The sequence below is a fragment of the Verrucosispora sp. WMMD573 genome (genome assembly GCF_027497175.1).
Classification (GTDB): Bacteria; Actinomycetota; Actinomycetes; order Mycobacteriales; family Micromonosporaceae; genus Micromonospora.
In genome coordinates, this window is record NZ_CP114901.1 from 679,112 (window position 1) to 699,471 (window position 20,360).

General features: G+C 70.7%; 20 protein-coding genes and 4 tRNA genes. 3 read left to right on the forward strand and 21 right to left on the reverse strand.

The window, feature by feature from the left end; translation table 11 throughout:
* Positions 1-143: 143 nt before the first annotated feature.
* The 12 genes from rplA to O7601_RS03210 form a co-directional block, all read right to left on the reverse strand.
* A complete protein-coding gene (rplA, locus tag O7601_RS03155) occupies positions 144-860 on the reverse strand; it encodes a 50S ribosomal protein L1 (protein ID WP_281564774.1) in 717 nt (238 codons plus the stop codon).
* A gap of 83 nt (positions 861-943) precedes the next feature.
* Positions 944-1,375: a 50S ribosomal protein L11 gene (rplK, locus tag O7601_RS03160; RefSeq protein WP_093403591.1), complete on the reverse strand. Its 432-nt coding sequence runs from the start codon at positions 1,373-1,375 to the stop codon at positions 944-946.
* A gap of 200 nt (positions 1,376-1,575) precedes the next feature.
* Positions 1,576-2,298, reverse strand: a complete 723-nt coding sequence (gene nusG / locus O7601_RS03165) for a transcription termination/antitermination protein NusG (protein ID WP_281564775.1) — start codon at positions 2,296-2,298, stop codon at positions 1,576-1,578.
* Between the two features lie 37 nt (positions 2,299-2,335).
* The gene (gene secE / locus O7601_RS03170; protein WP_281564776.1) at positions 2,336-2,725 is read right to left on the reverse strand and encodes a preprotein translocase subunit SecE; all 390 of its coding nucleotides are present in this window, start codon (positions 2,723-2,725) and stop codon (positions 2,336-2,338) included.
* Between the two features lie 210 nt (positions 2,726-2,935).
* Positions 2,936-3,008 (reverse strand) — tRNA-Trp (locus O7601_RS03175).
* Between the two features lie 134 nt (positions 3,009-3,142).
* The gene (locus O7601_RS03180) at positions 3,143-3,535 is read right to left on the reverse strand and encodes a MaoC family dehydratase (RefSeq protein WP_281564777.1); all 393 of its coding nucleotides are present in this window, start codon (positions 3,533-3,535) and stop codon (positions 3,143-3,145) included.
* A 1-nt stretch (position 3,536) separates the two neighbouring features.
* Positions 3,537-3,983, reverse strand: coding sequence for a MaoC family dehydratase N-terminal domain-containing protein (locus tag O7601_RS03185; RefSeq protein ID WP_281564778.1), 447 nt, complete (start codon positions 3,981-3,983; stop codon positions 3,537-3,539).
* Between the two features lie 122 nt (positions 3,984-4,105).
* Positions 4,106-4,273: a 50S ribosomal protein L33 gene (rpmG, locus tag O7601_RS03190; RefSeq protein ID WP_093403583.1), complete on the reverse strand. Its 168-nt coding sequence runs from the start codon at positions 4,271-4,273 to the stop codon at positions 4,106-4,108.
* A gap of 133 nt (positions 4,274-4,406) precedes the next feature.
* A tRNA-Met gene (locus tag O7601_RS03195) sits at positions 4,407-4,479 on the reverse strand.
* A 25-nt stretch (positions 4,480-4,504) separates the two neighbouring features.
* Positions 4,505-4,577 (reverse strand) — tRNA-Thr (locus O7601_RS03200).
* A gap of 92 nt (positions 4,578-4,669) precedes the next feature.
* Positions 4,670-7,198: a bifunctional diguanylate cyclase/phosphodiesterase gene (locus O7601_RS03205; RefSeq protein WP_281564779.1), complete on the reverse strand. Its 2,529-nt coding sequence runs from the start codon at positions 7,196-7,198 to the stop codon at positions 4,670-4,672.
* Positions 7,199-7,890: 692 nt separating this feature from the next.
* A tRNA-Tyr gene (locus O7601_RS03210) sits at positions 7,891-7,974 on the reverse strand.
* A gap of 149 nt (positions 7,975-8,123) precedes the next feature.
* Between O7601_RS03210 and O7601_RS03215 the strand changes: the two genes are divergently transcribed.
* Positions 8,124-8,618, forward strand: coding sequence for a YajQ family cyclic di-GMP-binding protein (locus tag O7601_RS03215; protein WP_210936658.1), 495 nt, complete (start codon positions 8,124-8,126; stop codon positions 8,616-8,618).
* A gap of 78 nt (positions 8,619-8,696) precedes the next feature.
* A complete protein-coding gene (locus tag O7601_RS03220) occupies positions 8,697-9,584 on the forward strand; it encodes a GNAT family N-acetyltransferase (protein ID WP_281566774.1) in 888 nt (295 codons plus the stop codon).
* Positions 9,585-9,732: 148 nt separating this feature from the next.
* Here the strand turns inward: O7601_RS03220 and O7601_RS03225 are convergent, their stop codons facing one another.
* From O7601_RS03225 to O7601_RS03265, 9 genes are all read right to left on the reverse strand, one after another.
* A complete protein-coding gene (locus tag O7601_RS03225; RefSeq protein WP_281564780.1) occupies positions 9,733-10,215 on the reverse strand; it encodes a GNAT family N-acetyltransferase in 483 nt (160 codons plus the stop codon).
* Between the two features lie 230 nt (positions 10,216-10,445).
* Positions 10,446-11,705 carry an MFS transporter gene (locus O7601_RS03230; RefSeq protein WP_281564781.1) on the reverse strand — a complete coding sequence of 420 codons (1,260 nt, stop codon included), beginning with the start codon at positions 11,703-11,705 and terminating at the stop codon, positions 10,446-10,448.
* A 311-nt stretch (positions 11,706-12,016) separates the two neighbouring features.
* Complete coding sequence (gene htpX / locus O7601_RS03235; RefSeq protein WP_281564782.1) at positions 12,017-12,892, reverse strand: zinc metalloprotease HtpX; 876 nt, start codon at positions 12,890-12,892, stop codon at positions 12,017-12,019.
* Between the two features lie 124 nt (positions 12,893-13,016).
* Positions 13,017-14,489: a proton-conducting transporter membrane subunit gene (locus O7601_RS03240; protein WP_281564783.1), complete on the reverse strand. Its 1,473-nt coding sequence runs from the start codon at positions 14,487-14,489 to the stop codon at positions 13,017-13,019.
* Positions 14,486-16,027: an NADH-quinone oxidoreductase subunit M gene (locus O7601_RS03245; RefSeq protein WP_281564784.1), complete on the reverse strand. Its 1,542-nt coding sequence runs from the start codon at positions 16,025-16,027 to the stop codon at positions 14,486-14,488. The genes O7601_RS03240 and O7601_RS03245 overlap by 4 nt, the downstream gene beginning before the upstream one ends.
* A 76-nt stretch (positions 16,028-16,103) precedes the next feature.
* Positions 16,104-18,089: an NADH-quinone oxidoreductase subunit L gene (locus tag O7601_RS03250; protein ID WP_281564785.1), complete on the reverse strand. Its 1,986-nt coding sequence runs from the start codon at positions 18,087-18,089 to the stop codon at positions 16,104-16,106.
* Positions 18,086-18,481 (reverse strand): NADH-quinone oxidoreductase subunit NuoK, encoded by a 396-nt coding sequence (gene nuoK, locus O7601_RS03255; RefSeq protein WP_281564786.1) that lies wholly within the window; start codon positions 18,479-18,481, stop codon positions 18,086-18,088. The genes O7601_RS03250 and nuoK overlap by 4 nt, the downstream gene beginning before the upstream one ends.
* Positions 18,478-19,014 carry an NADH-quinone oxidoreductase subunit J gene (locus tag O7601_RS03260; RefSeq protein WP_281564787.1) on the reverse strand — a complete coding sequence of 179 codons (537 nt, stop codon included), beginning with the start codon at positions 19,012-19,014 and terminating at the stop codon, positions 18,478-18,480. Before O7601_RS03260 ends, nuoK begins: the two co-directional genes overlap by 4 nt.
* Complete coding sequence (locus O7601_RS03265; RefSeq protein ID WP_281564788.1) at positions 19,011-19,649, reverse strand: NADH-quinone oxidoreductase subunit I; 639 nt, start codon at positions 19,647-19,649, stop codon at positions 19,011-19,013. Before O7601_RS03265 ends, O7601_RS03260 begins: the two co-directional genes overlap by 4 nt.
* 96 nt (positions 19,650-19,745) lie before the next feature.
* Here O7601_RS03265 and O7601_RS03270 point away from each other — a divergent pair, with 96 nt between their 5' ends.
* Positions 19,746-20,318, forward strand: a complete 573-nt coding sequence (locus tag O7601_RS03270; protein WP_281564789.1) for a Uma2 family endonuclease — start codon at positions 19,746-19,748, stop codon at positions 20,316-20,318.
* The last annotated feature ends 42 nt before the right edge of the window (positions 20,319-20,360 follow it).

The window sequence follows — 20,360 nt, forward strand, 5'->3', positions numbered from 1 at the left end:
CACCGCCACCCGCCGCAGCACCACGGACCGCGCCGGTGGTACCGCAGCCCGACGCCCTCCAGCCACATGCCGCGAGCCTGCCACACCGGACAGACGAACGCGGCCCCGCCAGGAGTGGCGGGGCCGCGTCGGTGTGTCGTTGCTCAGCTGTCGGCCGAGCCCTCCTGCAGGTTCTTCACCGCGTTCGGGTCGACCGGTACGCCCGGTCCCATCGTGGTGGTGAGGGTGACCTTCTTGAGGTACTTGCCCTTCGCGGCCGACGGCTTGGCCCGCAGCACCTCGTCGAGGACGGCCGCGTAGTTGTCGACCAGCTGGGCCTCGGAGAACGAGGCCTTACCGATGATCAGGTGCAGGTTCGAGTGCTTGTCCACCCGGAAGGTGATCTTCCCGCCCTTGATGTCCGACACCGCCTTGGTGACGTCCATGGTCACCGTACCGGTCTTCGGGTTCGGCATCAGACCGCGCGGGCCCAGGATCCGCGCGATCCGGCCGATCTTGGCCATCTGGTCGGGCGTGGCGATCGCCGCGTCGAAGTCCAGCCAACCGCCCTGGATCCGGGCGACCAGCTCGTCGGTGCCCACCTCGTCGGCACCGGCGGCGACGGCCTCCTCGGCCTTCGCGCCGGCAGCGAAGACGATCACGCGGGCGGTCTTACCGGTGCCGTGCGGCAGGTTGACCGTGCCGCGGACCATCTGGTCCGCCTTGCGGGGGTCGACGCCGAGGCGCATCGCGACCTCGACCGTGGCGTCGAACTTGGTGGCGGTGCTCTCCTTGGCCAGCTTGACGGCCTCGACGGGGGTGTAGAGCTTCGACTTGTCGATGGCCTCGGCGGCCTTGCGGTAGCTCTTGCTGCGCTGCATCTTCTGTCTACTCCTGTGGTCTCTGGCGGGCCGCGGTGCTCGCGCGCCCTCCCACGATCCGTACGGGTCGGTGGTGGCCGACGTCAGTCGGTGACGTTCAGACCCATCGACCGGGCGGTGCCGGCGATGATCTTCTCAGCCTGGTCGAGGTCGTTGGCGTTGAGGTCGGCCATCTTCTTCTCGGCGATCTCCCGCAGCTGGGCGCGGGTCACCGAACCGACCTTCTGCGTGTGCGGGACACCCGAGCCCTTCTGCACGCCGGCAGCCTTGATCAGCAGCCGGGCGGCGGGCGGGGTCTTCAGCACGAAGGTGAAGGACCGGTCCTCGTACACGCTGATCTCGGCGGGGACGATGTCGCCCCGCTGCGACTCGGTCTGCGCGTTGTACGACTTGCAGAACTCCATGATGTTCACGCCGTGCTGACCGAGCGCGGGACCGACCGGCGGCGCCGGAGTCGCCTGGCCCGCCGGCAGCTGAAGCGTGAACGTCTTGACGAGCTTCTTCTTCGGAGGCATGTCTCTTCCTGGGGCTTGGAACTGGGAAAGGTTCACACGACACCGCCGTCGGGGCGCGCACGGTCAGCGCGCATGCGACGGCGGCGACGTTCTAGGGTAGCGCAGACCTGGATCCCGGCGGCCACAGAGGTGGGCCGGGCGGGTGAACCGGGCGGACGACGACAACCGGCGGCGGTCGCCCGCCGCCGGAGGCCGCCAGCTCAGATCTTGGCGACCTGGTTGAAGTTCAGCTCCACCGGCGTCTCCCGGCCGAAGATCGACACCAGCACCTTGAGCTTCTGCTGGTCGGCGTTGATCTCGCTGATCGTCGCCGGCAGGGAGGCAAAGGCGCCGTCGGTGACCGTCACCGAGTCGCCGACCTCGAAGTCGAGGACCTTGATCTCCGGCTTGGCCTTCTTCTGCTCGGTCTCGACGGCAGGTGCCAGCCACTTGAGCACCTCGTCGAGGCTGAGCGGCGCCGGCCGGTCGGCCCGGTCCGTGGCACCGACGAAACCGGTGACCCCGGGGGTGTTGCGTACGCAGGAGTAGGACTCCGCGGTCAGCTCCATCCGGACGAGGATGTAGCCGGGAAAGACCTTGGCCTGTACCTGGGAACGCTTGCCGTTCTTGACCTCGACCTCTTCCCGGGTCGGCACCTCGACCTGGTAGATGTAGTCCTCCATGTCGAGGGACGTGATCCGGGTCTCGAGGTTGGTCTTGACCTTGTTCTCGTAACCGGCGTACGAGTGCACCACGTACCAGTCGCCCGGTGCGTAGCGCAGCTTCTGCCGCAGCTCCGCGACCGGGTCGAAGTCCTCCTCGGGAGCGGGCTCGGTCATGGCGAACTCCGACTCGTTGGCGGCCTCGACCGACTCGTCACCAGCCGCCGTCGCCACCGTGGACTGCTCGTCCGGGGTCGCGGCGGTCTCGTCGTACTCAGGCACGCTTGCTCACTTCCGTCACTATCGCACGTTCAGCCGGTCAGCTGGGGTTGCCGAAGACCCACAACACGCCCTTGGCGAAGCCGTAGTCCAGGACAGCCACGATCGTCAGCATCACCGTGACGAACGCGATCACCACCGCCGTGTAGGTCAGCAGTTCCTTGCGGGTCGGCCAGATGACCTTACGCAGTTCGGCCACGACCTCGCGGATGAAACGCGCGATGCGGCCGAACAGGCCCACCTTGTCGGCGTCGGTACGCGTCCTGCGACCGTCGGCGGAATCCGCCTTGGCCCGCGAACGGGTGGCGGTGCCACCCCGCGAAACCGGCTCGTCCGCGTCGGTGGCGTCGTCCTCGGCGCTGTCGTTGACGACCTCGTCGTTCAGACGCTCGTCGTCGGCGTCCTCGCCGCGCCGCTTGTTGTCGGCCACTTCGCCCTCCGTCGCGGGATGTCGGTGTCGCACGCGGTGCACGTGCGCGGCGCTTGGTCACGCCGGCCGGACCAACCGTCCCGGGACGGGCCGCGGCCGGCGGATCGACCGGAAGGCCCGATGCCTCGGAACCTCCCCGCCGATGCCACCACCACGGGCCGGACGCCACCAGAAGGCGGCGGGACCCACGGAACGGTCAGGCCTGAGGCGCAGGGGTGACAGGACTTGAACCTGCAGCCTGCGGTTTTGGAGACCGCTGCTCTGCCAATTGAGCTACACCCCTGTGCGGCAACGCTCGCCCTGCCCGGTCACAACATCACACGACCAGGCAGGGGTCACTTGCCCCACGGCGGACCAGTGTACGGGTACCGACCCGACTTTCCCAACCGGTCTACCCGACGTGCCGTGCGGTGCCGGTCAGCCCGCCGTACGCACGGTGGCCCGCGCCTGCGAGAGCACCTTCTCACCGAGACAGGTGGCGGTGACGTCCAGCCTGGTCAGACCCGCGTCGGTCACCTCACGAACCACTGCGGTCACCACGATCTCGGTGCCGGTGTCGTCGTCGGGTACCACCACCGGACGGGTGAACCGCACGCCGAAGTCGACCACTGCGTCGGACGAGCCAGCCCAGGTGGTGACCGCCCGACCGACGAGCGCCATGGTGAACATGCCGTGGGCGATCACACCGGGCAGACCCACCTTGGTGGCAAACCGGTCGCTCCAGTGGATCGGGTTGAAGTCGCCCGAGGCACCTGCGTAACGAACCAGGTCCGCCCGGGTCACCCGGAACGTCTGGGTGGGCAGTTCCACGTCAGGCCTCCCCGCGTACGACGAGCTTGGACCAGACCGCGACCACCGGCTCGCCGGCGGTCGTGCTGACGTCGGTCCGGGTGGTCAGAAACTCGTGGCCGCCCCGGCTGGTGATCTCCTCGACCGCGTTGACGCAGACCAGCTCGTCGCCGGCCACCACCGGCCGGGTGTACGCGAACCGCTGGTCGCCATGAACCACCCGGCTGTAGTCGATGCCGAGCGCCGGGTCCTCGATCAGCTGGCGGCTGGCCGCCATGGTGATCACCACCGGGAACGTCGGCGGCGCGACCACGTCGGGGTGGCCCAGCGCACGGGCGGCCTCCGGATCGTGGTGGGCGGGATCGGTGGCGCCGATCGCCGTCGCGAACTCGCGGATCTTCTCACGGCCCACCTGATAGGGGGCGGTCGGCGGGTAGGTCCGGCCGACGAAGGACTGGTCCAGGGGCATGCCGCGAACCTACACGCAAAGCACAATCGCCGATCCGAGCGGTCGGCGTCGGCTCAGCCGCGCCGTCCGTAGGGACCGGCGATCGGATACGTGCGGTGCCGGGCCGATCGGCCCGGCACGTTTCAGCGCGTTTCGCGGTGCAGGGTGTGTCGCCCGTCCCGGGGGCAGAACTTCTTCAGCTCGATGCGGTCCGGGTCGTTACGGCGGTTCTTGCGCGTGATGTAGTTGCGCTCCTTGCACTCCACACACGCCAAAGTGATCTTCGGCCGGACATCGGTCGCCTTCGCCACGGCGGAGTGCCTTCCTCGATAACGGATACAACTACGGCGCTAAAGCGTACGCCCCACCTGGGCGGACACGCAAAGCGGGCGCCTGTGGCGCCCGTCCCACCGACCACCGGAGATCCTCCGGGGCGGCCGAGAGTAGCGGTGGCCGGACTTGAACCGGCGACACAGCGATTATGAGCCGCTTGCTCTGCCATCTGAGCTACACCGCCGCGGTGGGCCCAGCCGGACCCTCTGAGCCCCCTTACGGAATCGAACCGTAGACCTTCTCCTTACCATGGAGACGCTCTGCCGACTGAGCTAAGGGGGCCTGCGCGATCACTCGGTGCCCGCGCAGAGGTAAGAGTACACGGCCCGATCGTACTGGTGAAATCGGATCCCCCGGGACGCCGCACGTCCAGCTCAGGGCACCACGCGCAGCCTCGGAAGCTCGCTGCTGGAGATCGACTCCGGATCGATCTGAGCCCCGAACCACGCCTCCAACCGCTCGTACGGCAGCGGGCGACTGAACAGGAATCCCTGCCCGATCTCGCAGCCGATGTCCTGGAGCAACTCCAGGGTCAGCTCGCTCTCCACGCCCTCAGCCACCACGGTGAGACCGAACTGCTGGGAGAGGGTGACGACGGCGTTGACGATCGCCAGGTCCCCCGGGTCGGTGGCCATGCCCTGCACGAAGGAGTGGTCGACCTTCACCTCGTGGACCGGCAACCGCCGCAGGTGGGCCAGCGAGGAACTGCCGGTGCCGAAGTCGTCCACGGAGAGGCGTACGCCCAGGTCCCGCAGGCGGCGCAGGGTCGGTATCGGGCGCTCGGTGCCGTCCAGCACGCCGGCTTCCGGGATCTCCAGGGTCAGCAGCTGCGCCGGAACGCCGTACTCGTCCAGCAACTCCCGGACCTGCTCCGGGAAGTGCTGGTCGGTGAGCGTACGTGCGGAGAGGTTGACCGCGACGGCGAGCGACTGACCCCCGTGCGCCCAGTCCCGGCTGTGCCGCAGCCCTTCACGGAGCACCAACTCGGTGAGCCGGCCGAGCTGGCCGGTGTGCTCGGCCACGGCGACGAAATCCGCCGGGGCGACCGGACCGTGCGTCGGGTGCTCCCAGCGGGCCAGGCACTCGACCCCGATGAGCCGGCGATCCCGCAGCGTCACCTTGGGCTGGTAGTAGACCTCCAGCTCGCCGTTGTCGAGGGCGTGGCGCAGGTCCCCGGCGAGGCCGAGCCGGTGCAGCGACCGCGACTCCAACGTCGGTGTGTACAGCTGCACGCTGCCTGGTACCGCCTTGGCCGCCGTCGCGGCCACGTCCACCCGTTGCAGCAGAGTGGCCGGATCGTCGCCGTGATCCGGGTGTACGACCACCCCGACTGCGGTGTCCACGTCCAGCGTGAGCGAGTCGAAGACCATCTCGTCACGGATCTGTTCCCGCAACTGGCCGGCAAGCTCTACCGCCGCGTCGGCGCTCTCCAGCCGCAGGGTCACCAGGAACTCGTCGCCGCCGGCCCGCCCGACCAACGCGGCCGACGGCACACAGCCACGCAGCCGGTCGGCGACCTCAACCAGCACCTTGTCGCCCGCCGCGTGGCCGAGCGCCTCATTTACCTGACGCAGCCGGTCGACATCGAAGAGCAGCAACGCGACCACCTCGCCGGGGGCCCGGATCCGAACCGCCTCGGCCAGCGCGCCGAGGATGCGGCGTCGGTTGGGCAGCTTCGTGAGCGCATCGTGGTAGGCGTCGTGCCGCAGCCGGTCGACCAGCCGGGAGTTCTCCAGCGCGACCGCGGCATGGGCGGCAACCGTTTCGAAGACTGGAATGTCCGGGCCCCGGAAGAAGTTCGTGTCGCCGAGCCGGTTCGCCACCTCCAGGGTGCCGATGACCGCCTTGCCGGACCGCAGCGGCACCACGATCACATCCTTGACCGCAGTCGGCCCCAGCGCGGCGCGTAGCGCTGGGTCACCCCCGAGTCGGTTACTCACCGCAAGTGTTTCCTGGCGGGCTACCGCGGCGTCGCGCAGCTCTGTTGGGCTTGGTGTGGCGTCCAACAGCCCCGGCTTACCCTCCTGGGCCGTCAACAGCACCTCCGGATGGCGCCCTTGCGCGGGTAACCACAGGGTGGCGTACTCCGCCTGCATCAGGCTCCGGATCCGGACCAGCAGCGCGTCGACGAGGTGCCCGTCCGACCCGCTCTCGCCTATCGCCTTGGTGAGCTCGTACATCTCCGAGAGGGTGCGGTGTTGTCGGAGGAACTGCGCATAGGAGCCGTAGATAAGGGCGAACGCCATGGCCAGACCGGCGAAGAGCAGCACCGCCCAGGGCGTGCTCTCCAGCGTGATGACGACCAGCAGACCGATACAGAGGTTCACCCCGCCGGCGAGCAGCATCGACGGAGCGGCGCGGATCACCTCCTGCCCGGCTGGCCAGCCTTGCACGACGGTGAACACGGCCGCCATCGCGGCGAGGCTGACCACGATGTGGGTCGCGATCGCAGCCATCAGCACCGCCCAGGTGGCCGGTCCAACTCCACCGGGCTGGGGCAGAACGTGATAGATGGCGGTGGCCAGAGCCGTCGCGGCGGCCGCGAGGGCGACGTTGAACCAGAACTTGGCCGGCAGCAGCCGCCGCCGTACCTGCACCACGAGCGTGGCCACTGTGAATGCTGCCACCACCGACAGGGGTGGCAGCAGGTGCAATGCGACGACCAGGGGAATCTCGGTGAAGAGTATGCCGAGTGCCTGACGGCGCACCACGATGTTGATGGTGGGCATGGTGGCGGCGATCATCGCCACCATGAGCAGTAACGTCAGCGGCAAGTCACCAAGAGCAGGGTCGACTGTCAGCCCGAGCAGCAGAGAGACGACGATCGCGCAGAGCGCGAGTGGCCCGGTGATGAACCAGGCGTATTCCGTCTGTCGACGTGGAGGGCGCAGACGAGACGTCATGGCTCCCCTTGCGCGTCGGTCTCAGCGGGTGTCGGAGGTTGTCACAGCGGGAAGACCGCTCGTCAACGCACCACGGAGTTCAGTGTGGGCATCTGCCAGTCGACCCCATTCGTCCTGATGTCGCCCTCCGTAGCCATGCTTGCCGCGACCACTAGGGTGAGAAGCAAGGTAAGGGAGCCGAGCAGCCGGCCCAAGCGTTGAGCAGACATTTGTGCTCCTGACGGGGTGATGGGAACGCAATGGAGGTCCCCCGATGGTGCCACAGCCGGTCAGCCGCTGGAAAGTTCGCGGACCTGATGTCCGTCCGGTCGTTGCTCCGCGCGACCCGTCCGCTCTAGTCCGTGCAGGTCAGAGCCGGTCACGGACGACGCGACAGCAGCCACAGGGGAAGAAAGCACCAACCGCCTATTCCCATGCCAAGGCGGCGTTATGGATCTAGTGGACATGATCATGGAGTGCCGCCAGTCGCCGCTGCGGAATGACGGGGACCTCCAGCGCCCCTCGCCCGCCACCCTCAGTCACCACACGTCGACCGACCGACCTCAACCCGGAAGGTTCGCCACCGCCAGACTAGGCCGCGGACCCCATTCAGTCACCCCCATGGATGCCTGAATCTCTCAGCCGGTCCAGGCCACCTCAACGAAAACGGCCCCCGATCAGCATCTCTGCTGGTCAGGGGCCGTTGGCGCACCTGGTGGCGGGTAGAGGATTCGAACCTCTGTAGCTTTCGCGACGGATTTACAGTCCGCTCCCATTGGCCGCTCGGGCAACCCGCCAGGGCGTACCACCGCACCGTGGCGCGGCGGCGGAAGCAAGGATAGCGGCTCAACCCGTCGCCGCCGCAACCGGGTACCGTCGGGGGGTCGTGCCTCTGGGCAACCAGGGCCAAAGGATCACAAAACAGCCGGACAGCAGGAGCATGAGTATGGCAGCGAACCCGTCGTTCGACATCGTGAGCAAGGTCGACCGCCAGGAGGTCGACAACGCCCTCAGGCAGGCGGACAAGGAGCTCGGAACGCGGTTCGACTTCCGGGGCACGGGCGCGGAGATCTCCTGGTCGGGTGAGGAGGCGATCAGCCTCCAGGCGGAGACCGAGGAGCGGGTCCGGGCCGCGTTGGACGTGTTCAAGGAGAAGCTGGTCAAGCGAAACATCTCGCTGAAGTCGCTGGACGCGGGCGATCCGCGCCCCTCCGGCAAGGTTTTCAAGCTTGACGCCAAGGTGATCCAGGGCATCGACCAGGACAAGGCGAAGGCGATCAGCAAGAAGATCCGCGACGAGGGCCCCAAGGGCGTGCAGGCCCAGATCCAGGGCGACCAGCTGCGGGTCACCGGCAAGAAGAGGGACGACCTCCAGGCGGTCATCGCGCTGCTCAAGGCCGAGGACTTCGGCGTGGCCCTCCAGTTCACCAACTACCGGTAAACGCAGCCCTGGGGCGTGACCGCCGGCTTCCCCACAAAATCGCTGGTGCCCGGCCGCTGTCTGGGTTTGGGTGCACTCGTGAGCATCAGCTTGAGCACCCCGAGCGTCGACGAGTTGTCACCAGCGGTGGTCGCGCTCAAGCAGTGGCAGTACGACGGGGGTCCGCTGCACCTGCATTCCGGCGATCTCGGGTGGCACTCGTTACGTGGCGCCGAGGCGACGGCGGCTGCCATCCGGATGTGGCGGCGCGACGGGGAGGTTCTCGCGATCGGGCTGCTGGACGGCCCCGAACTGGCGCGCCTGGCCGTCGCTCCTGACTGGCGTGATGACGAGGCACTGGCTAGCCGGCTCGCGGCTGATCTGGACGACCCGGGGCGTGTCCTGACGTCCGACGGTGCGACCGTCGAAGCCCGAGGTGCGGAACTTCTCACCCAGTTGCTGCTGGAGCGGGGTTGGGAGCGGGACGAGCCGTGGACAACGTTGCATCGCAGTCTGTCAAAACCGGTACCGGACTGCGGTCTGCGCGTCGAGACGATCGAGCCCGATCGAGCCGAGGTGTGGGTCGGCGTCCACTGGTCCGCGTTCCGCGGCTCGCCCTTCACCGACGCCGACCGCCACCGCACGGTCGGGCGATGGCTCGCCATGGCCGGCGGCCCGTTCTACGCTGACGCACGCTGCCTTGCCGCATTCGATCAGAACGACGACGCCGTGGCAGTCGCGGCTGTGTGGTCAGCCGGCCCGGCGCGGCCGGGTCTGCTGGAACCTGTGGGTGTCCATCGCAGTCACCGAGGTCACGGTTACGGCACGGCGATCACGCTTGCTGCCGCTGCGGCCCTTCGTGACATGGGTTCGTCCAGCGCGGGTGTATGCGTGGAGAGTTCCAACGTCGGCGCTGTAGCTACCTACGCCTCGGCCGGCTTCACGCCGTCAGCTGAGGTGGCCGACCTGCGCCGCGGTTCCCGGTGAACACCGGCGCAGCTCGATCCCCTCGTGCGGCAGTCGTAGCTCGCGGGCCGCGCCGAGCTGGCGGGATCTGGCGCACAACAGCTCACTGTCTACAACGAACGGCCCGGTGACCGATGAGGTTGCGCTGCCACGGGTCCGGCGTCGATCTTCAGCGCGGTCCGGCTTCAGCCGGCCGGTGTCGCAGCCAGCGGTACGGCACGGGCTGGCCGCGGTTCCACTCGCTCGCCTCGTCCGACGGCACCGGGTCGAAGCCGGCGGCGGTGTAGCACCGCAGCGCCGGAACGTTGTCGGGGTGCACCCGCATCAGCACCGTCGGTTGGTGGTCCCGGGCCAGTTTGGTGAGCAGGGTGACGATCCGGCGGCCCAGGCCCCGCCCGCGCAGCGCCGGGGCCACGATGAGCCGGGCCAACTCCACCTCGGCCTCGTCGTCGTCGAGCCACAGCTCGCCGTACCCGGCTGGTTCTCCGTCGACGAGCGCCAGGTACGCGAGCACGCCGGGCTCGGTTCCCCAGCGCATGACGTCCTGCGCTGTCACTCGGTCCCGGGAGCACCAGCGGCGGTTCTCCTCGGCAGAGGTCGCCCAGCTCGCCACGACGGCCGGATCAGTCGGGCCCAGCGCGGTCAGCTCCATGACTCGCCTCCTCGGCACGGGAGGCTACCGCCCGCTCGTGTTCGGGAGAACCTCCGCCGGCCGGCCCGGCCCACCTGACCGGGCCGGCCGGGCGTCGAGATTCGGGTCAACGGGCGAAGATCAGCAGTAGGACGACCGTCAGGATCGCGCTCACCAGAATCGAGCCCAGACAGCCGATCCGGTTCGAGAAGAAAAGGAACATCCCGCCGTCGTACCCATCGGGGCGCGGGTCAGGCCGCGGCGGGCTGCTCGGCCCGGACGGAGGTGGTCTCCGCGCGGGCGATGGGACCGGCCGGCAGCCCGGCGACCGCCGCTCCGACGGCGAGTGCGGCCCCGGCAAACAGGAAGGCCCAGGGCACCCCGCCGGCGTGGTCGACGATCAGGCCGGAGACGGCGCCGCCGACCGCGCTCGCACCTACCGACATGGTCACCACCCAGGTGTACGCCTCGTTCAGCATGCTGGCCGGAGAGATCCGCCCGACCAGGGTGTTCTCCAGGGTCAGCGCGGGAGCGATGGCGGCTCCGCCGACCAGCAGTGCGGTGCCCAACGCACCCGGCGTGGGCATCACGGCGAAGACGGCGAAGGTGCCGGCGAGCACGGCGAGCAGCCAGGCGAACAGGCGGGTCATGTTGCGGGCCGGTCGACGGACGCCGAACCAGAACCCGCCGATCGCGCTGCCTATCCCCCAGACTGCCAGCAGCACGCCGGCGAGGCCGTTCGGGTCGTCCGGGCTGTACCGGGTGGCGAACGCCGGTACGGTCACGCCGGCCGCACCGAAGGCGATGCCGATGCTGGCCACGCAGAGCAGCAGCGCCGGAAAGCCGGCGACCCGAAGCGGGCCGAGGCCCCGGGCACGATGTTCCCGCGAGTGCGGACGCCAGCCGCGCATGGCCTGGCCGAGCGCGACCGACAGGGTGCCGACCAGGGTCACCACCGCGGCACCGATCAGCGCCGTCCCCGCGTCGGCGACCAGCACGAACCCGGCCACCAGCAGTGGTCCGAGCACGAAAACGATCTCGAACAGGGTGGTTTCGGCGGCGAGTGCGGTGTTGCGCAGGTGGTACCGACCGGAGTCGACGTTGGTCAGGCCGTTCCAGGCGCCACGGATCGCGGCTGTCATCGGCGGGTACGTTCCACCGGCCGCCGCCGAAACCAGCAGGACCAGCGCAAAGGGTGCGGCATCGGCGCGGGCCGCCCAGAGCAGCCCGATCAGGGCCAACGGGTGGGCGACAGCGGTGCCGAGCAGCACCGGGGTGGGGCCGATCCGGTCGGCGATCCGGCCAGCCACCGGGCTCAGCGCGGCACCGGAGAGGGCGTAGCAGCCGCCGGCCGCAGCCGCCAACGAGTAGCGGCCGGTCACTCCCTCCACGACGAGCAGCAGCGCGAGTGGCGTCATACCGATCCCGAGTCGCCCGATGATGCCGGTGATCAGCAGGTTCGGCGCGCCCGGAATCTGCCAGACAGCCAGATACCGGCGCAGCCCAGCCACAGCGGACCTCCACGAAATGTAACGAGCAAGACTCGGTTAGACCCTAACGCCCCGCGCTCGACCGACCACCCGGTCCGCCCCTGTGGCAGCGCTCACCCACCCCGTGGCGGCGGACGCCGCAAGCCCGGTCGGCGACCAGACCGACGGCATGCCCGCACGGCCGCATCCGGACGGCTGCATCCGGTTCCCGGGATGCCGCAACCTGCTCTCTCGAACCGCCTCCGAGCGGCCGGCATACCGCAACTCGTGCTGCCCTTTCACCCCGGCGAGAGGACGGTGCCGCCCCTCGCCGGGGTGAAAGGGCAGGTCTGTCAGCGCTGGAAACGCACGGGGCCCGTCTGGCTCGCCAACTGCTCCAGCCGGGCGACCCGCTGCTCCATCGGCGGGTGGGTGGCGAAGAGCGCGGCCACCCCGCCGCCCCGGAACGGGTTGGCGATCATGAGGTGCGCGGTGCTGGTGAGCTGCCCCTCGGCCGGCAACGGCCGCCGCTGCGCGCCCATGTGGATCTTGCGTAGGGCGCTGGCCAGCGCCAGCGGGTCCCCGGTCAGTTCGGCGCCGGAGGCGTCCGCCTGGAACTCACGGCTGCGGCTGATCGCCAGCTGGATGACGGTCGCCGCGATCGGCCCCAGGATGATGGTGAGCAGCAGGACCAGCGGGTTGGGGCCGTCCTCGTCGCTGTTGCCGCCCAGCGGGATGAACAGGGCGAGGTTCGCCAACATGGTGATGATGCCGGCCAGGCCGGCGGCCACGCTGGAGATGAGGATGTCGCGGTTGTAGACGTGCGACAGCTCGTGACCGATGACGCCCCGCAACTCGCGGTAGTCGAGCAGTTCGACGATGCCCTGGGTGACGCAGACGGCCGCGTTCTGCGGGTTGCGCCCGGTGGCGAACGCGTTGGGCTGGGCGGTCGGGCTCACGTAGAGCCGGGGCATGGGCTGACGGGCCTCGGCGGCCAGCTCCCGAACCATGTGGTACAGCTCAGGGAACTGTGCCTCACTGACCGGTTGCGCCCGCATCGAGCGCAGTGCCAGCTTGTCGGAGTAGAAGTACGTGACGCCGTTCATCACCAGCGACACGAGTACGGCGATGACCAGGCCGCCACTGCCGCCGAACCAGTAGCCCACCGCCAGGATCAGCGAGGTGAGCAGGCCGAGCAGCGCGGCGGTCTTCAGACGGTTGTGGTGCACGATCACTCCTTCGGTGCACGGATGCCGGGATCCGCTGACCGGTACAACACACCGGTACCCGTCAACCATCCGCCTCATGACTGAGAGTTACCTGAGGGACGACCGGCGCGCTGGCGGAGCGGGCTCAGCTCCCGGCGAGATCGAGCACGACCTGAGGTGCGAAGCCGACGACCAGAGCGACCACGGTCGCCACCGCCAGTGTCGCGGCCACCGTACGGGCGGGCCGGACGGCGGGGCTGACGACGTCGCCGGCCGGGGCGTAGAGCAGCGCGGCGGCCCGCAGGTAGTAGGCCAGACCGATGACCGCGTTCACCGCCACCACCAGGGCCAGCCAACCGGCGTCGCCGCCGAGCAGCGACCGGACCACCGTCACCTTGGCGAACAGACCGGCCAGGCCGGGTGGCAGACCGGCGAGGCCGATCAGCGCGAATGCCAGCCCGGCACCGGTCCACGGGTGCCGACGTGCCGCGCCGCGCAGGTCGTCGAGGCTGCCGCCGTCCGCGCCGGCCGGGCGCAGGGCCACCACGCCGGCGAAGGCGGCCAGTTCCAGCAGCACGAAGAAGACGGCGTACGCCAGGGTGGCGGCGTACGCGGCGGTGCGGGCGTCCGCGTCGGTGGTCAGGGCCAGCGCGCCGAGCGGGGCGAGGATGTAGCCGGCCTGGGCCACCGAGGACCAGGCGAGCAGCCGGACGGTACGCCGCTGGCGCAGGGCCACCAGGTTGCCGACGGTCATGGTCAGCGCGGCGACGAGGGCCAGCACCGGCCCGGTCACCTCCGGCGGCAGCGCGTGTCGCACCACCGCCAGCAGGGCGATCACCCCGCCGAGCTTCGATGCGGTCGACAGGTAAGCCGCCACCGGCAGCGGCGCCCCGTCGTAGGTGGCCGGCGCCCATGCGTGGAACGGCACCGCCGCCACCTTGAATGCCAGTCCCGCCACCACAAGCGTCACCGCGACCGTGGTCAACGGCAGGTCGAGCAGCGCCTCGTCGGCGAGGAGAGCGCCCAGCCGTTCCAGGTGCAGCCCGCCGGTGACCGCGTAGAGCAGCGCGGCACCGAGCAGGGTCAGCGTGGTGGCCACCACGCTGACCACGAAGAAGGTCACCGCCGCCTCGGCGCTGGCCAGGCTGCCCCGGCGCAGGCCGACCAACACGTACAACGGCAGGGTGAGCACCTCCACCGCCACGATCAGGGTGATCAGGTCACCGGCCGCGCCGAGCACCACGCCACCGGTCATCGAGCAGGCGAGCAGGAAGCAGTACTCCCCCACCGGGGTGTTCCCGGCCCGCAGCAGCGGCCCGGACAACGCCAGCACCCCGAGGACGAGCAGCGCGACCAGCGCCCCGACCAGGGCGGCCCGACCGCCGAAGACGTACGAGCAGTCGGTGCCGGCGCAGAACGTGCGTCGCTCGGCCCCCGAGCCGACCGCCGCCGCGCCGACCGCCGTGGCGACCGCTCCGGTGACCGCCGTGGCGACGGTGGCCGGCGGCCGGGCCGCCAGCAGGTCCACCAGCAGCACCAGCACCGCCGTCCCGGCGGCCAGGTACGCCGGCAACAGCGCCACATGGTCGACGGCCTGCACCAGACTCGACTCGCTCATCGCGCCACCACCCCCACCAGGGCCTCGACCGGAGCTTCGGCGACGCCCAGCACCAGCGTCGGGGCCAACCCGACGGCCAACGCGAGCAGCACCAGTGGCGCCCAGGCGACCAGTTCGGCCCCGGCCAGCTTGGGCCCGAGCGCGGCGACCGCCCGGCTGGGCTCACCGTGGGTCACCCGCCGCAACAGCCGCAGCAGGTACGCCGCCGTCAGCGCCCCGCCGATCGCGGCCAGCACCGCCAGCGTGGTCCACAGCGCACCACCGGACTCGACGGCGGCGACCACGGCGAACGCCTCGCCCCAGAATCCGGCCAGCCCGGGCAGCCCCAACGAGGCGACCGCCGCGAACGCGAGCAGCCCGGACAGGCGCGGGGCGGTCTCCCGCAGCCCGGACAGCTCGCTGAGCGCGCCGGTGTGGGTACGGTCCTTGATCGCCCCGGCCAGGAAGAACAGCAGACCGGTGATGATGCCGTGGGCTACGTTGCCGATCAGCGCCGCCTGGATGCCGGTGGCGGTCAGGGTGGCGACTCCCAGCAGGACGAAGCCCATGTGCCCGACGCTGGAGTACGCGATGAGGCGCTTCAACTCGGTCTGGGCCAGGCAGACCAGCGAGCCGATCAGGATGGCGGCGACGGCGAGCACACCGAGCACCGGCGCCGCCCACCGGGCACCTTCGGGAGCCACCCCGACGGCGACCCGGATCAGGCCGTACGTGCCCATCTTGAGCAGCACCCCGGCGAGCAGCACGCTGCCGACGGTGGGCGCCTGGGTGTGTGCGTCGGGCAGCCACGAGTGCAGCGGCCACAGCGGGCTCTTCACCGCGAAGGCCAGCGCGAGCAGGGTGAAGGCGGCGAGCTGGGTGGTGCGGGACAGCTCGGTGCCGCCGGTCAGCGCCACGATGTCGGCGGTGCCGGCGGCGGCCACCACGACGTACACGCCGACCAGCAGCAGCACCGAGCCGAACAGGGTGTAGAGGGCGAACTTCCGACCGGCCCGCCGCCGCGCGTCCAGTGACACCGGGTCCGCGCCGTCGCCGCCCCAACCGACGATGATCGCGTACATCGGCAGCAGGACGACCTCGAAGAAGAGGAAGAACAACACCAGGTCGAGGGCGAGGAAGGTGCCGATGATACCGACCTCGACGACCAGCAGCAGCGCCACCAGGGCCCGGCCGTCGCCGCCACCCGGCACCCGCCAGAGGCTGTAGCCGCAGCACAGCAGCGTGAGGAGGGCGGTGAGCACCACCAGCGGCCAGGAGATGCCGTCCACGCCCAGGTGGAAGCGTAGGTCCAGCCCCGAGGCCCAGGGCAGGTCGACCGAATGCCAGGGACGCACCGCCCCGGCGGTGTCCGTCGGCGCGTACGCCGACCAACCGGCGGCTCTCCCGCCGACCAGCGACACCGCCGCGACGAGGGTCAGCGCGGCGGCTGCGGTGCCCACGATCCGGGCCGCCCGGTCGCGGGGCGTGGCCGCCACCGCCAGCGCGCCGAGCGCCGGCACCACGAGCACCGAGACCAGCAGGAACTCCCCGACGTTCATGCCGCCCCTCCGGGATGCCGCAGCCTGGCATCAGGCTCCGGAACGCTGGGTTGATGGTTCGCCCGCTGGCGCTCGCTCATGCCGTCGCTCCGATCAGGGCCGCGGCCAGGCCGATCAGCAGCGCGCCGGCCAGCACCGCAGCGGCGGCCCGGGGCAACGCCGCCCGGTGCAGGACGCCCAGGCCGCCACCGAGGGCACGGACGGCGCGTCCGGTGCCGGTGACCGCGCCGTCCACCACCCGCTCGTCGGCGGTACGCGCCGCGCGCGCCAGCGCGGTGCTCGGGCGTACGACCAGGGTGTGCTGCACGTCGTCGAGCCGGAACGCGCGGGCGAAGACCGGCCGCAGCGGACCGAGCGCCGCCACCGGGTCGGCACCGCCGCCCCGCCGCCAACCGATCCACGCCAGTCCGGCGCCGGTCACCAGCAGCGCCAGCGGCAGCAGCACCGTCGGGGTGAGGTGGATCAGCCCGTCCGGCGGCAGCAGATCCGACCCGGCGTCGGGAGCGACGGGCGGGGTGGATTGCAGTTGGCGGGAGAACCAGCCTGGAAAGCCGGCCAGGCCGAGCAGGGCCGCCGGTACGGCCAACGCCAGCACCGGCCAGCGCAGCACGGCCGGCGGGTCGTGCGGCACGCCGTGCGCCTCCGACGCACCCGCCGCCCGGTGCCCGGCATGGGCCAGCGGGGTGCGGGGCGTACCGAAGAAGGTGCCCAGCAACAGCCGGGTGGCGTACCAGGCGGTGACGGCGACACCGACCAACCCGGCGAGCCAGACCAGCCAGCCGACCCAGGCCGGTGCCGGGCCGTCACCGTGCAGGGCGGCCTGCTCGGCGGCGGCGAGCACGCCCTCCTTGCTCCAGAAACCGGAGAGCGGCGGTACGCCGGCCAGCGCACCGAGCCCGACCACGGTGCACCAGAAGGTCACCGGCATGCTGCGCCGCAGCCCGCCCATCCGGGACATCAGGGTGGTGCCGACGCCGTGGATCACCGCGCCGGCGGCGAGGAACAGCAACGCCTTGAACGCCGCGTGGGTGAGCAGGTGGAACAGCGCCGCCGGTGGGGATCCGACGGCGAGCGCCCCGGTCATGTAGCCGATCTGCGAGACCGTCGACCAGGCGAGCACCCGCTTGATGTCGTCCTGGGCGGTGGCGGCCAGCGCGCCGAGCAGCAGGGTCACCGAGGCCATCACGCCGAGCACGACAAGCGCGGTCGGCGTGGCCTTGAACAGCGGCCACAGCCGGGTGACCGCGTACACGCCGGCGGCCACCATTGTCGCGGCGTGGATCAGCGCGGAGATCGGGGTCGGGCCGGCCATCGCGTCGGGCAGCCAGGTGTGCAGCGGGAACTGGGCGCTCTTGCCGGCCACCCCGGCGAGCAGCAGCAGGCAGGCGGCGGTGAGGGTGGTGCTGCCGTGGTCGTGGGCGAGCACGTCGGCGATCCGGAAGCTGCCCGCCGAGACGCCGAGCAGCGCGATGCCGAGCAGGAAACCGACGTCGCCGACCCGGGTCACCAGGAACGCCTTCATCGCGGCGGCCGGCGCCTCCGGCAGCCGCCGGTCGTGCGCGATGAGCAGGTACGAGCAGAGCCCCATCACCTCCCAGCCGACCAGCAGCAGGATCAGGTCCCCGGAGACCACCACCAGCAGCATCGCGGCGGTGAAGAGACTGACCTGCCCCGCGTAGGGCGGGTAGCGGTGGTCGGGCTCCTCGGGCGGCCCCTGTCGCAGGTAGCCGGTCGAGTAGATCTGCACCGCCAGGGCGACAGTGGTGACCGCGACGGCGACCAGCGCGGCGGCGCCGTCGAGGCGTACCCCGAGGGTGACGGTGAGCCCACCCAACTCGATCCAGGTCGTCGAGGAGTCGGTCGGGCCGTCCAGGGTGACCAGCAGGGCCACCGCCAGGACGAGCGCACCGGCCGCGCCGGCGATGCCGAGGGTGGCGGCCACCCGGCGGGCCGTCGCCTCGCCGATGGCCGCGCCCCGCGGCGACGGTGGCAGCAGCAGGCCGGTCAGGCCGGCGAGCAGCGGTACGGCCGGCAGCAACGCACCGAGTGTCGTGACGGTCACCGGGGTCCCTCCGGTTCGCCTCCGGCGGCCGGGGACGCCGCGCCGGTCGCCGTGGCGGGCACCGGTGCTCCGGCGTCCCCGGTCTGCCGTTCGGTCAGGGGGATCTCGTCGACGGCGACGCTGGCCCGTATCCGGTAGAGCTGGAGCACGATCGCCAGGCCCACCCCGATCTCGGCGGCGGCCAGCACGATCACGAACAACGCGAAGACCTGCCCGCTGTGCGGCAGCACCGCCTTCGCGGTGGTGTCGGCGGTGACCAGGATCAGGTTCACCGCGTTGAGCATCAGCTCGACGGACATCAGCACCAGCACCGCGTTGCGCCGCCGCAGTACGCCGTACCCGCCGAGGCCGAACAGGAGCGCGGCGGTGACGTAGGGGATGACCGGTCTCACCGCGACCGCCCCCGATCGCCCGGCGCGGCGTCCCTGCTGGCGCCGATGTCGGGGCGGGACAGCACGATGGCGCCGACGAGTGCCGAGAGCAGCAGCACCGACAGCACCTCGAAGGGCAGCACCCAGTTGCCGAAGACCTGCGCACCGAGACGCTCGGCGGTGCCCGCCTCGGGCAGTTCCACCGCCGTCCAGCGGTACGCGTCGACGAGCAGCGCCGCCAGGCCGAGCCCGGCCCCACCGCCGATCAGCGCGGCCGGCCAGCCGGGGCGGTCCAGGTCGTCGGAGGCGCCGATCGGCGCGCGGGTCAGCATCACCGCGAACAGCAGCAGCACCACCACCGCGCCCACGTAGATCAGCACCTGCACCCAGGCGACCAGCTCGGCGGCGAGTACCAGGTACATGCCGGCCACCGCGCCGAGGCAGACCACCAGGTAGAGACCCGCACGGACCAGGTGCCGGGTCGCCACCACCAGCACCGCCGAGCCGACCGCCACCGCGCCGAGGGCGAGCAGCAGTGCGTCCACCCCGGTCACGCGGACGTACCTTCGTCGTCGGCGGCGCGGGGTGGTGCGGTTCGACGCTCGGGGCGTACCGCCGGGGTGGTCGGACGGGCGGCGGGCGTGCCCGGGACGGCGGCCTTGCGCGCGGCGGCGGTCTCCTCCTTGGCCGGCTCGCCCTTCGGGTCGTGCGCCGGTGGTGGCGGCACCGTGGCCATCCACTCGCCCAGGTGGTCCTTGTCGTGCAGCAGGTCCTTGATGTCGTACTCGGCGTACTCGAACTCCGGCGACCAGTAGAGCGCGTCGAACGGGCAGACCTCGATGCAGATGCCGCAGTACATGCAGAGTGAGAAGTCGATGTCGAACCGGTCGAGCACGTTGCGCTGCCGGGCGCGGGCGGCCCCCGGCACCGCCACCTCCTCCTTGTGCGAGTCGATGTAGATGCACCAGTCCGGACACTCGCGGGCGCAGAGCATGCAGACCGTGCAGTTCTCTTCCAGCAGCGCGATCACCCCGCGCGAGCGGGGCGGCAGCTCGGGGGCGACGTCCGGGTACTGCGCCGTGGTGGAACGTTTCGTCATCGTCTTCAACGTGACGGCGAGCCCCTTGACCAAGCCGCTGCCGGGCAGGCCGGTCGCCTCGCTTCGCTCGCGCTCGCTCATGCCGAACATCCTGCCCTGTGGCCACGGCGCGCGCGACCACCCCCCGGAGGTAGCCGGTAGTACGGTGGCCGCGGGGAGAAACGACGCACCGGAAAGGACCCGTCAATGACCGCCGCGCTGCACGACGACAACCCGGCGCCGGGCGAGTGGACGACGGACGCCCTCGACCGCCTGCCGGACGACGGCCGCCGCCGTGAACTCCTGGACGGACAACTGATCGTGTCGCCCTCCCCCACGCGACTGCACCAATCCATCGCAATGCTGCTCGGTGCCGCCTTGCAGGAGACCTGCCCCGCCGAGTTTGACGTCACCCAGGGGGTGTCGGTGCGGATGTCCCGCAGCCGATCCCTCATTCCCGACCTGCTGGTCACCGAGCTGGACGCGGCCGCCCGCAACCCCTCCTCCTACCTGCCGAACGAGGTTCTGCTGGTGGTGGAGATCGTCTCGGAGCGGACCCGCAGCATCGACCGGGTGCTCAAGCCGGCGCTGTACGCCGAGGCGGACATCCCCTTCTTCTGGCGGATCGAGACCGAGACGGGGATCGTGGTGCACGCCCACCGGCTCGACCCGGTCAAGCGCGTCTACGTCGAGCACGCCCGGATGAGCGACGGCATCCTGCTGGCCGACCCGTGGGAGATGGACATCCCACTCGACCGGATCACCCCTCGGTCGGGCTGAGCGGGCCACGCCGGCCCGGCTCTGGCCCGCCGCCCGGTCACC

What these genes read in the sequence shown, in the direction of transcription:
- rplA (WP_281564774.1), bottom strand. Translation starts at nt 860, where the DNA reads ATGCAGCGCAGCAAGAGCTACCGCAAGGCCGCCGAGGCCATCGACAAG.
- rplK (WP_093403591.1), bottom strand. Translation starts at nt 1,375, where the DNA reads ATGCCTCCGAAGAAGAAGCTCGTCAAGACGTTCACGCTTCAGCTGCCG.
- O7601_RS03185 (WP_281564778.1), bottom strand. Translation starts at nt 3,983, where the DNA reads ATGCCCCTGGACCAGTCCTTCGTCGGCCGGACCTACCCGCCGACCGCC.
- O7601_RS03205 (WP_281564779.1), bottom strand. Translation starts at nt 7,198, where the DNA reads ATGACGTCTCGTCTGCGCCCTCCACGTCGACAGACGGAATACGCCTGG.
- O7601_RS03215 (WP_210936658.1), top strand. Translation starts at nt 8,124, where the DNA reads ATGGCAGCGAACCCGTCGTTCGACATCGTGAGCAAGGTCGACCGCCAG.
- O7601_RS03225 (WP_281564780.1), bottom strand. Translation starts at nt 10,215, where the DNA reads ATGGAGCTGACCGCGCTGGGCCCGACTGATCCGGCCGTCGTGGCGAGC.
- O7601_RS03240 (WP_281564783.1), bottom strand. Translation starts at nt 14,489, where the DNA reads ATGAGCGAGTCGAGTCTGGTGCAGGCCGTCGACCATGTGGCGCTGTTG.
- O7601_RS03245 (WP_281564784.1), bottom strand. Translation starts at nt 16,027, where the DNA reads ATGAACGTCGGGGAGTTCCTGCTGGTCTCGGTGCTCGTGGTGCCGGCG.
- O7601_RS03265 (WP_281564788.1), bottom strand. Translation starts at nt 19,649, where the DNA reads ATGTTCGGCATGAGCGAGCGCGAGCGAAGCGAGGCGACCGGCCTGCCC.
- O7601_RS03270 (WP_281564789.1), top strand. Translation starts at nt 19,746, where the DNA reads ATGACCGCCGCGCTGCACGACGACAACCCGGCGCCGGGCGAGTGGACG.